4 protein-coding genes are annotated in these 12,071 nt (G+C 51.6%); all 4 read left to right on the forward strand.

Translation table 11 applies throughout. From position 1 onward, the window contains the following. The first annotated feature begins 1 nt into the window (after window position 1). The 4 genes from ACTQ52_RS08940 (at window position 2) to ACTQ52_RS08955 (ending at window position 11,966) form a co-directional block, all read left to right on the forward strand. Entirely contained in the window at window positions 2–9,835 is a 9,834-nt protein-coding gene (locus ACTQ52_RS08940; protein ID WP_441982404.1) for a hypothetical protein, read from the forward strand. A gap of 99 nt (window positions 9,836–9,934) precedes the next feature. Next, window positions 9,935–10,252 (forward strand): hypothetical protein, encoded by a 318-nt coding sequence (locus tag ACTQ52_RS08945; protein ID WP_441982405.1) that lies wholly within the window; start codon window positions 9,935–9,937, stop codon window positions 10,250–10,252. Window positions 10,253–10,265: 13 nt separating this feature from the next. Beyond that, the gene (locus ACTQ52_RS08950) at window positions 10,266–10,532 is read left to right on the forward strand and encodes a phage holin family protein (RefSeq protein ID WP_441982406.1); all 267 of its coding nucleotides are present in this window, start codon (window positions 10,266–10,268) and stop codon (window positions 10,530–10,532) included. Between the two features lie 75 nt (window positions 10,533–10,607). After that, entirely contained in the window at window positions 10,608–11,966 is a 1,359-nt protein-coding gene (locus ACTQ52_RS08955) for a GH25 family lysozyme (protein ID WP_441982407.1), read from the forward strand. Window positions 11,967–12,071 lie beyond the last annotated feature (105 nt).

Genomic DNA, 12,071 nt, shown 5'->3' on the forward strand with positions numbered 1-12,071 from the left:
CATGGCAAAGAACCTTTTTAACGATTATTTGAAGAAGAGAAGCACTTCCACAACCGGAAGTGCTTCTTCCGCATCTTCCACATCGAAAAGCGGAAGCAACCCGGGATCGAGAGCAAAGGTGGATTATAAGAATTCCGTAAACTATAAAATGCGGGAGGAACAGGCAGCGGCCTATAAGGCGGGCGCGAGAAAGCGCGCTTACGCGAAGAAGAAAGCGGAGAAAGAAGGCCGCACCTGGTATCCAGTCTACCAGAAGGCAGGCGAGGGCACGCAGTCACTGAATAAACAGGTAAGCTATAACGATATGGTGAACGACTACCTTGAGGCGCGCAGAAACTCGGATGCGCCGCAGCCGGTCGTGACTGGAAGCAGGCGCTATCCGGTAACCGGAACCGCACACGTGGGAACGGCAGCGATGAATAAAACATCCGGAACTGTGCCGGCATCCCTCGTTCGGAGCGTAGCGGCCACCGGAGACAATAACGTGGCCAGGATCACGCGTCAGTATGCGCTTGCCGGGTCGAAAGCGACAAACCCGGAGATCACGAACCTCGGCGACCTCCGGAAGGATGACTATAGCTTTAAGACGGATAACTACGTAGCGAACCGGATCGCAGAGGAAAGAAGGAAGGCAGCTGCACGTACATCGGCAGCTGCAGCAGGCGAACTCGCGGCGAAACACTACGTGAACCAGCTAAACGCGGATAAGGATGCGGCAGAGAAGAGAGCTGCAGCAGGCGTTACACCGACGGTGCTTTCAGATGAGGCAAAGAAGAACCTGGCGGCGTACATTGCATCCGGGAAGAAGGATGCAACTTCCTTCGTGCGTCCTGAGAAGACCCTCGGTGTCCGGGACCTCACGAGCGATTCTTATGAAAATACACGGGAATACCAGGCGATGCAGAAGCTGATCAACCCTCGGAAGAACAACCCGAACATGTCAGCTGTGGAAAATGCAGCCTACAACACGGTCCACAACATGCTCGGCCTCCCGGCGGCGGTCGGAGTAGAGATCGGCACCAACATGGCAAGCGGCATGGAAGGCCTCGCAAATAATGTGAAGGGTATCGTGACTGGAGAAAAGCCATCTGATAATGACCTATACGGAGCTTCCCAGGCGGCGGGTTTTCGCGAAGGAATCCTCCGCGGCGTACGTGATGTGACTGGAAATGAATATGATGGCGTGCGGACAGGGAAGGAGAACGTAACGGATTTCCTGACGGGCGTCGGACTTGACATGGCGAACTCTGTAGCACGTGCACACATGCTTGGCGGCGTCGGAGGATCACTGCAGGCGTCTGGATCCGCGGCGAATGACTCGTATCTTGATACAGCACACGATGATTCCGTAAGCGCGGGGCAGGCGAATGCACTTGCTGCCGTGAATGCGTTTAACGAGGGCTTCTTCGAGCATTTCTCCATCGAGAATTATCTGAAGATGTCTCCGGCAAACAGCCTGAAGGCATTTAAGCAGAACCTTTTAAAGACGATGGCCGTAGAGGGCGAAGAAGAGGGAGCAACAGAAATCGGAAACATCATCGGCGAAATGCTGATTCTTCGGGATAAGTCGCAGTACATGCAGGAGTATAAGAACCGCATCGCGTCCGGAGAAGATTCAAGAGATGCACTGGTGAACACGGTAGTATCTGCAGCAGGCCGTATCGGCCAGGCGACGATCGGCGGCGCACTTTCCGGTATCGGCTCGACCGGAACTCGTCAGCTTACCGGCACGCTCACAAATTCGATGGACTTTAACGATACCTGGAACCACTATAGCGGATCTTATAATAACGCGTACCAGGAGATCGCAGACGCGATTGACCCATCAACCGCAAGCGGCGTAGATGCAAAACGAACCGCGGAGGAGTACGCGGAGCGCGTAAAGAACGGCGGAACCGTATCGGCGATGGAGAAGGGCGTTCTGCAGAACGCAATCGACAATGCTGCATCGGAACAGAAGCGTGTAGAGAAGCACGAAGAGATCGCTGCAAACGAGTCTCTCGATGAGAGAACGCGGGCGGCAGCTGCAGAGTATGCGGAAGCCGCAAGAAACGGTGAGGAGTACACAGAAGAGGAGGACAACTTCCTCCGGAAGGCAAATGAAGAGGCTCTGGAAGCTGCAGCGGATGAATCGCCAGAGGAAGAGACAACACCGGAACCAACTGGAAACGGCTATGGCGAGAAACCGGAGGGAATCTCCGACGCGCTCTGGAGAGAGATCACGGCGGAGCCTTACAACATGCTTTCAAACGAAGAGCGTTCGAAAAACCTGAAGCACCGCGCTGCAGAGGTGGGCCTGGCGTCCCAGATCCGGGACATGGAGACGAAGGCACTCGATTCCTGGTCAAAGGAATATGGCACCTCCGGGCAGCAGGCATTTAAGGACAACTTCCAGTCCGGCATGCGGACAACCGACTATGTACGTGCGTTCAATAAAATCTACGATGCAGGCCGGTACAATGTCCCGATCGGAAACATTGACGAGAGCTATGCAGCACTGATCAGTAATAACGATACCTTCGAGAACATCTATAAGGCCGGCGCAAACGATGCGCGCACACTCTATGATGAGGCGACGAAGCTTTCATACCGTGACCGCCAGGAGGAGCGGATCGGAGGTGTGCTGGACGCATATCGCACCGTTCCGGAGGATGTGAAGGGCGTGTTTGAGTCACTCGGAAAGAAGACAGGCATTCAGTTCGTACTGGTGGACTCACGTTATGACGAGGGCGCCGGCGAGAATGCACTCGGATCCTATAAAGGAGACGGCATCATCACGGTCGACGTGAACCCGAACCAGGATGGCGCGAACATCATGCAGACGACGAGCCATGAGATGACGCACTGGCTGCAGGAATATGCTCCGATGGAGTATCAGATGTTTAAGGAGGAAGCGATCCGGGCGATCATGAAGTCAAGCAGTACGACGCTTGATGAGGAGATCGAGAAGCGCCGGGCAGCAGGCTATACCGGAACAAGAGAAGAGATCACAGATGAGATCGTAGCGGACTCGACCGGTACGTTTCTTAATGATGCCGATTTTGCAAAGAACATCGCGGAAAATCAACCGAAGATGGCGACAAGAATCGTCGAGTGGCTAAAATCGATGGCCAACGCTCTGAAGGAGCTCATTTCCACAAAGAATATCCGTAAGGCTGCAGCAGCACTGAAGGAAGACCTGAAGGCGTACGAAAGCACTCGGGATATGTGGATGATCGCAGTGGATGAAGCGTCGGAGAAGATGAAGACATCGACCATAGCTCCACAGTCTGAAGACCGAATGCAGAAAATCGTCGAAGACTATAAGAATAGCACGGATGAAGAGCTCGAGAAGTATATTGAAGATGTAATAAACGGGGAAAAGGTAATTCCGGCACTCACAGTCAAGGACGAAGTCACAGACAGATTGGCAGAAGCGATTGAAAGTGCGGTGGGCGTAAATGCAAAAAATTACAGGGTCGAGATCCGTCCGACCGAGGTTACTCACATATGGAATAGGCATGGAACTAAGGGCGCTGCCGACCACAGCATGAAGAAGATCGAGAACATCGCGAGAATGGGATATGTACTTGATAATTTTGACGATGCAGTTCCAGGAGGTCGAAAGTCAAAGGCATTCAAGAACTCTGATAACACGCTGGCGGAGACAGTAGAAATTAAAAAGAGAATAGGAAACTCAATCTACCATGTGGTAGAGGCTGTACCGGTGACAAAAGCAAGAAAAATGAATACTATAACTGCATTCATTGAGGACATAAAAATAGAAGCCGTAGATCAAGTAGGCAATACCGAAAACGGCGATGCCCTGTACGTCCGAAACGAGCTTCATCCTACGACTTCTGATATAAATATATCATCAGAAGAGAAGGAAAGCCAGCGAATTCTGGCTGAAGAAACAAAGAAACGGTATCAGAAAGTTCTGAAAGAGAATGGCGTCGACGCAGAGGAAACCGGAAACCTCGTCGCGGTTCACAATGTAAATCTTGATAAGATCGGGAAGATGCTCGACATGTCATCTCTTCCGATGCCGTCGATCGCGATCACGAAGGCAGACATGGGCTGGAACGACTTCGGATCAGTATCGTTTGTCTTCCGGAAGTCGACGATCGACCCGAAGGCGGACCGTCGAAACCGAGTCTATGGCGCGGACGCCTGGACACCAACATTTGCGAACCTATCAATCGAGAACGAGGTTGACGATGATGTGCGGGCAAACGCTCGGGCCATCATCAAGAAGGAGACAGAAGGAAAGATTCCGGCTTACCTTGCGAGCGAAGCAACACAATTCATCGATGCTCGTGCAAATGACATTGCAGAAAACGGGACCTTCGACGACCTGATTGACCAGGCGACGCATGATCGCGGAATGCAGGCGGCCTACATAGCATCAAAGGGCGAAACCTTAAGTGATAACGAAAAGACGGTAAACGAGCCGACGATCACAGAAGAAAAGATTTCTTTCTACAAGGCGATGATTAAGGAGTTCGGTTCGGAACTTGACGGCGCAAGCAAAATGCCAATAAAGAAGATCCTCGAGGATTACGGCACGCGCATTCAGAAAGTGTATAAAGAGCATCTCATTGAAACGGGTGTCGATGCAGCAACTGTAGAGAAACGATCAAACGCATTCCTGAACTCGAAGTTTGGAATGGGCGGCTATACTGGCTGGAGAGCAGTAAATGCTTTCACCGGGGCAGAAAAGTTCAAGGAAACGGGAATTCAGTATAAAGAAAGAATCGTTCGAGACGAAGAGGCGACGAGAGACGAAATCAGGAAGAAACTCGATAAGGACGGCTTCAAGTCCTGGCTTGAAGATCTGTTCTCGGGCATCATTACGGGCTCAGGCATTCGCAATAACGTGGATCCGTACACGCCGTCTGGCAACCGGCGCTCATTTGCGGCGACGCATTACAGCGTGACCCCGGAGAATATCGTCCGCGCGATGATCGAGTCACGTGATGGAAAGAGTAAGGCTGTCACGACGCCTCCTGGCATCCGTGGCATCATCGCTGCAGGATCGAGCGAGTTCTCGAGCATTGATGAGATCCATAAAGATGAAGGAAGACTGCAGCCGAAGGACGAAGATGTGAACATCGACGAACTTGAAAACCGGCTTCAGGAAGTAGAACAGAAGATTTCCGATCAGGGAAGCTATAAGGACATCGACGCAATCGAGGACGCGATCACCGAGGCAGCAGGTAAGAAACGGGTGACGGCAGCAGCGATCCGGAAGGCATTTGACTGGTATGGATGGATCAAGTACACAGAAAGCGATGTGAACGAGATCCTTGACATCATTAAGGAAGCGCGCCGGGTTCCGACCGACATGTTCGAGGCGAAGCCGGAACGCACGGTCGATTTCTCGGAAGTGGCGCATGTGCTCGTACCGGACGGAATAAGTGAGGACATTCTCACAAAGCTTGCGGATAAGGGTCTCGATGTCGTGACCTACGATTCTGAGGTGGAAGGAGATCGCACAGAGAAATTAAAATCTCTCGACGGCGTCCGCTTCCAGCTCGGGATCGATGAGACGGCGATGCCGGCACCGGTATACGCAGAAAGCGAGAAGCTCGATCAGGCGACGGACGACCTCTCGAAGCTCATCATTAATGCGCGAAACGTGATGCCGTCAAGCCAGAAGATCACGCGTCTCACGAGTGAACTCGCGAAGGAGTGGAACTCGAACGTGGATCGTACGATGGTCCGCCAGCAGATCGAGAAGCTCTATGCGAGCATGGCTGTTTCAACGAATGCAAACGGGCACGAGTTTGCGGACACGGCAGCAGCGATCGGCGGCGAGATCCTCGATCACGCGGTGATCAAGGATGCGGAGCAGGAAGAAAGATGGAGCAGCTTTAAGAAGACACTTCGGAACACGATTATCTATATTCCAGCTTCCAATATCCATGACATCGAGCCGGAAGGATTTAATGCTCTTCGAAAGCGTTATTTCCAGAAGATTAATTTCACGACAGATCAGAAGTACATGGAGCACACCGGTGCAGATGCCTATAGAGAGCTGAAGCAACAGTTCCCGGACTACTTCACGCTGAATCCGGATCAGATGTACGACGTCGACGCCGTGCAGGAGATCATGAACGTGCGCGATAACGGCGGCCCGGTCCTTGAGAGCGGCACGCCGAATAACGCGCAGGACTATAACGAAACGGCCTACGCACTCGGCGAGCGGATCCTGAAGACATTCTTTGATGAAGCTGATCAGGATACGAGAAAACAGTACATGGATACCTACCATAGCGCGATTATCGATCTCCGGGTTGCATCGTCGAGAGAACTGAAGAGAACGCGTGCGGCACTGGAAACGAGATACAACCGTAACCTGGCGCTTCTGAAGAAGAGGTATGCTGCGAATAACCTGGCTATCGAGGATTACGTCGCAGAAAAAGCGAAGCTCGACGAAAAACTGAAGGCTGCAAGCCTTGACCGCGCAGCAATGGCAGAGCGACTTCGGAAACATAAGGAAGACTATGTGAAGCGGCAGCGGAAGGCAACGGACATCAAAAGAATGGAATCTTCCATGCGGAAGATACAGAAGATGATCGAGCAGCCGACCGATAAGAATCACGTACCGGCACCACTCGCAAAGGGCATCCAGCAGCTATTCAGTACGATTGACCTCACGACTGATTACAAGGGAGGAAAGGCAAACGAGCTTAGACGGAAGGACTATGAGCGCCTTCAGAGTCTGGACTTCACGAATGCACTCGGCGATTTCAAGAATGTCGTAAATGCGGTTATGAAGGATGAAGGCATCCTGACGGACCCGGAGACCGGCATCGATACGAGAATCACCCTGGACCCGGACTTCCTTACGAGGCTTGAGAACCAGGAAGCATATATCGAAGAGATGGCGAAGGAACATGAGGGAATCCCGAAGGTACGGAAGATGCCGTACGAGCGGGTGCATGAGCTTTACCAGATGATCCAGTCGATTAATCACATGCTGGAATATGCAAACAAGTTCACGACCCTCGACAGGAATACGACGGTATCCGCATTCGCAGAAAGAACGATGGGAGAACTTCGCGGCAGGAAGGCGACCGCTACCTACTCATCATCGGCGCAGCTTCGTAAAGAAATTCAGCGTACATTACGGGAAGGAATGCTAGACTCTCCGACCTTCTTTAACCTGATCGGAGGAGACGGCGGAACCGGCGACGAGATGTATGCAGCACTTCGAAACGGCCTTGATAAGAAAGCAGTAGCCGTAAACGAGTCGATGAAATATATTGAGCGCACGATGAATGAACTTGACATTTCTGGAAAGGAAGTGCAGCAGTGGTCGCAGAAAACAAGGACAGTAAAGCTTGGGAATAAGACACTGACCGTGACGGATGCGCAGCTGATGGAACTCTATGTTCTCAATAAACGTGAGCAGGCACGGAAGCACATGTACGGAAATTCCGAAAACCTTGAAACTACAAGAGTAAATGGAGGTATACAGTTTGACTCCGTAAGTGGAAAGAATAAAAAGGAACTGAACCGGTCGGAAGCGGCCCGCTATATCTCGGAAGCGGATGTCGCAGCCGTAGTAGACCTTCTTTCCCCGAAGCAGAAGCAGCTTGCAGAAAGGATGCAGCATTTCCTTGCAACGAGTGTTTCAAACTGGGGAAACGAAACATCGATGAATCTGTACGGCTATGAAAAGTTCCTGGAGCCTTCATACTGGCCGATCAGGACAGCGTCGGACTATCGGGCGACGAAAACATCAGACATTGAACGCGGAATGACGACGCTTGCAAACATGGGCTTCACGAAAGCGACCGTGAACAGTGCACAGAACCCGATCGTCATCGGAAACATCTTTGACACCTTCACAAACCACATCGATAAGATGTCGTCTTACAATGCCTTCCTACCAGCCCTCGAGGATATGCAGAAGTGGTTAAATTACCAGGACGGCTACCAGTCGATGAAGGTAGTAATCAAGGACGCAATGTCGGAAGACGCGCTCGACTTCATGAATAATCTGATCCTCGACCTGAATGGATCGAGAGGCAGAGCGGACAAGTGGGGAAACCTTGCGAATATTTTCCTGGGGAAAGCGAAGGGCGTAGCTGTATCGTGGACACTATCCGTCGCGATCCAGCAGCCGTTCTCAATCGTGCGCGCGGCGGCGGAGATGAATCCAAAGTATATCGCGGCGGCAATGAGCCCGGCAAACCTTGCAAAGCGAAAGGAAGCGTGGAAGACCGCGCAGAAGTATGCGCCGATCACCATCTGGAAGCAGATCGGAGGCCCGGACATCTCCACCGGAAGAACACTGAAGAGTGCAATCTTCGGGTCAACGGGCATTATTGACACACTTAACGAATGGGGAATGAAAGGCGCAGAGATCGGCGACCGGATAACCTGGACGACGCTATGGCAGGCAGCAGAAGAGGAGGTGAAGGATACAAGGAAGGATCTCGAAGTGGGATCTCCGGGATATTATGCAGCAGCAAAGAAAGTATACGACCACGTGATTGACTTCACGCAGGTCGTCGACTCGCCGCTCCATAGAACAGAGATGATGAAATCGAAGTCGGATCTTGCAAAAATAGCAACCGCATTTAAATCGGAGCCGATGAAGACCTACGACATGCTCTACCGCGAGATCTACAAGGCAACGCACGGAACGGAAGAGATGAAAGCAAAGGCAAGAGCAAACATCGGAAAAATCGTCGCGGTAATTGTAGGGAATATTCTCGTGACAAACGCAGCAAAATCTGTCATGGGTGCGCTTCGTGATCCAGACAAGGATAGAACGTACGGAGACCGGTGGTTAGACGCATTCTTCGATAACATCGGAATCGGGGGATTCCTGGACGCGCTGGATCCGGAAAACAAGAATTCAGAAAGATGGATAAGAGCAACGCTTAATTTTGCAGGGTCAGACCTGTCAATTCTTTCCACGATGCCGTATGTGGGAAATATCATCGACACAATTAACGGCTATACTTCAAATATCGAGACACAGTCATTTGCAGACCTTGCGCGTGGTGCGAATATGCTGTTCAAGATTGCAACAGGGAAACAGTCAGAGGGTGTGCTTGGATCCATCTACAAACTGTCGCCGATACTTCATCTGTTCAATATTTCAAGTAAGAACATGATGAAGTGGACAGGTGCCATCATTGATGAAGTCATCATGGATGCCGGGTTCGCAGATGCGGAGTATGTGCGGAATAGACTGATGCTCAGCATTAAAAACGACAAGAATACGAAGACCTTTGTGGCAGAAGCCATGAAAGAATATGCGCGAGGAAACAAGGACCTCGGCGACAAGATCATGCAGGACCTCGTGAAGGCTGGCATCGATGAAGCAAAGATCCAGGAAAAGGTCGGGGACATGCTTGCAGCAGAGCCAGAACTCGAGCTTGCGGCGAGATCCTACGCGAACGGCGCAAAGGACGACTACGAAAGCCTTCGGCAGCAGCTGATCCAGAAGGGCTACTCGGAAGAAATTGTCGATAAGAAACTGGACTCGGCGATCGACAAGCTGGCACCGGCAGGCGTGGCAGATGTGGCGACCGCGATCTATGAAGGAAACAACAAGGATACGGTCGATGCATATATAAACTATATGCAGAACATCGGAAAGTCGGATGACGACATCCGGAAGAACGTGCAGAAAGCAATGACGGAGAAGTATAAAGCGATTTATAAGTCTTCGGATCGAGCGACGCAGCGGAAGATCGAGCAGCGACTTGAAACACTCCAGGTACTGAAAGAAAATATCTACACGGTAAAGGACTTCTATTACGGAAGTAAGGATAAGGCGACCGGACAGTTTATCGTGGATAGTTCGAAGGGCCTTAAATGGGCTAAATAATGAAAAAGGGCGGGTGCTTCGGCATCCGCCTTTTGCTTGGGAACGAGGAATTTAAATGCCGTAGTATAAAACTGCGAAAGAAGTAGAAAGGGAACGCGGATGGACACAGCAGAGCTTTATGCGAAGTACTGCGCGATAGAAGAGCATGTGAAACATATAGACTCTGAAATCGCGCAGATAGAAAAGAAGCAGGAAAATATGAACGAACTGACGATTACAGTTTCCAAACTGGCCGACAACATGAAATCGATGCTGGAAGAGCAGCGCTCTCAGAATGATCGTCTTCGGCAGCTCGAGGAGAAACCGGCGAAAGCCTGGAATACGATGCAGAAGACGATCTTTACGACGGTGGTAAGCGCCCTCGCGGGAGGCCTTGTGGGCATTCTCGGGATGGCGATAGCACAATATTTGCATTGAAAGGAGGAAACGAATGGATTTTGGAGTAGCACCGGTAGTCGGGATCGTCGTGGTGACGTTCCTGTGCTGCATGCCATTAAGCATTTCCGGTAAGTTCAAGGACGAGTGGATCCCGCTGGCAGCAGGCGTGATCGGCTTGATCCTTGGGATCGTATGCTGGCAGACGGGGATTTCCGGATTCGAAAATGCGGACTGGCTGACAGCAGCCATCACGGGCATCGTCTCAGGATGGGCAGCGGTCGGCTTCGATCAGTCCGTGAAGCAGAACAAGAAGACCTGATCATAATTTTAAGAAACGAAATCATAGAAATTCAAAAACCGGGCAGCACATCTGCCCGGCATTTAAGGAGGCAACATGATTGCGCAGGCAAGCCATGATGAAAATAATAAATATGTAGGCGGAAAAGCAGGAGACCAGACCGGAAAGGAAGTCCTCATCCGGAGCTGGTACGTGCGCCCGTGGAATTACCGGATCCGTCTGAAAGACAAGACCATGCGGGAACGCGCAGCGTATGCAGCAGAGCGCGCAGCTGTGAACGACCGAATCGGATATAACCAGAACGACCGGAACTCACTCGGATCGGAAGCGGAGAAGGTCGGCTGGGATCCTGGCCTCGTAACGAAGAAGTGTAACTGCGACTGTAGCTCTCTTATGGTAGTCGCGCTGATCTACGCAGGCATCCCGAAGGAGGTCCTCTATAACGGAAGAAATGCGGCAACGACAAGAGATCTTCGGAAGAAGCTGGAGCCGTATGCAGATATTTCATCGGTTCCGGAAGACCTTGAGTCAGAAGATGGGTCTCTTCGCGGCGACATCTGGCTTTATGAAGGCCACCATGTCGCGATTGAGCTTGACGACCACGTAAAAGAGGAAGCACCGGCGGATATTTCGATCCCTGGCATCGACGTTTCAGAGTGCCAGGGCGTCATTGACTGGGAAAAGGTAGCGGCAGCAGGCGTTAAATACGTGGTCCTTCGTGCAATCACGAAGGAAGGCGTCGACAAGCAGTTTGAACGTAACTACCAGAATGCACGCGCAGCAGGCCTGAAGGTCGGCGTTTACGCGTTTTGCTATGATAAGTCGGTGACGCAGGCAAAAGCCCGCGCAAAGAGGCTCCTCGAGCTCCTGGGCGCACGTTCTCTCGAACTCCCGGTATTCTACGACCTCGAATGGATCGCGATGGAACGAATGGCGAAAGATGCGATCACGGAGATCGCGATCGCATTCTCTGAGGAGATCCGGACGAACTCGAACTATCGCGTCGGCCTCTACATGAATATGAACTGGTACAAGAACCACGTGATCCCGGAGAAACTGAAAGACTACGACCTTTGGATCGCATCCAATAAGGATAAACCGGTCGACGGCATTGCCGGTCAGCAGTATTCCTGGACGGGCCGGATCGACGGCATCCGCGGGTACGTAGATCTCGACCGCTGGTATAAGAGCTATGAGGAAGAGAAGGAGATCGTCTACGGATGGCATAAGATCGGCGACAAGTGGAAGTATATGAAACGGGACGGCACCTTCTCGAAGTCTTCCTGGATCGAGTACGGAGGCTACTGGTACTATGTAGGTGCGGACGGTTATATGCTGACCGGCGCACACGTGGTCGATGGCGAGTGCTATTTCTTCTGCGCAGTGCCAGGATCCCACGAGGGAGCCATGATGCGGACGAACGAGCGCGGAGCGCTTATTCTGAAGCCGGAATAATTTGTTGATTCCATAATATTCTCCTTTTTGTGAACCGGAGCACGCGCTCCGGTTCTTATTTTGTACAGTCTGCATAAGTTCGAATAGACGATATCTGGTAGTAAC

Source organism: Oribacterium sp. Sow4_G1_1, assembly GCF_052116105.1.
In the GTDB taxonomy this organism is placed as follows: domain Bacteria; phylum Bacillota; class Clostridia; order Lachnospirales; family Lachnospiraceae; genus Oribacterium.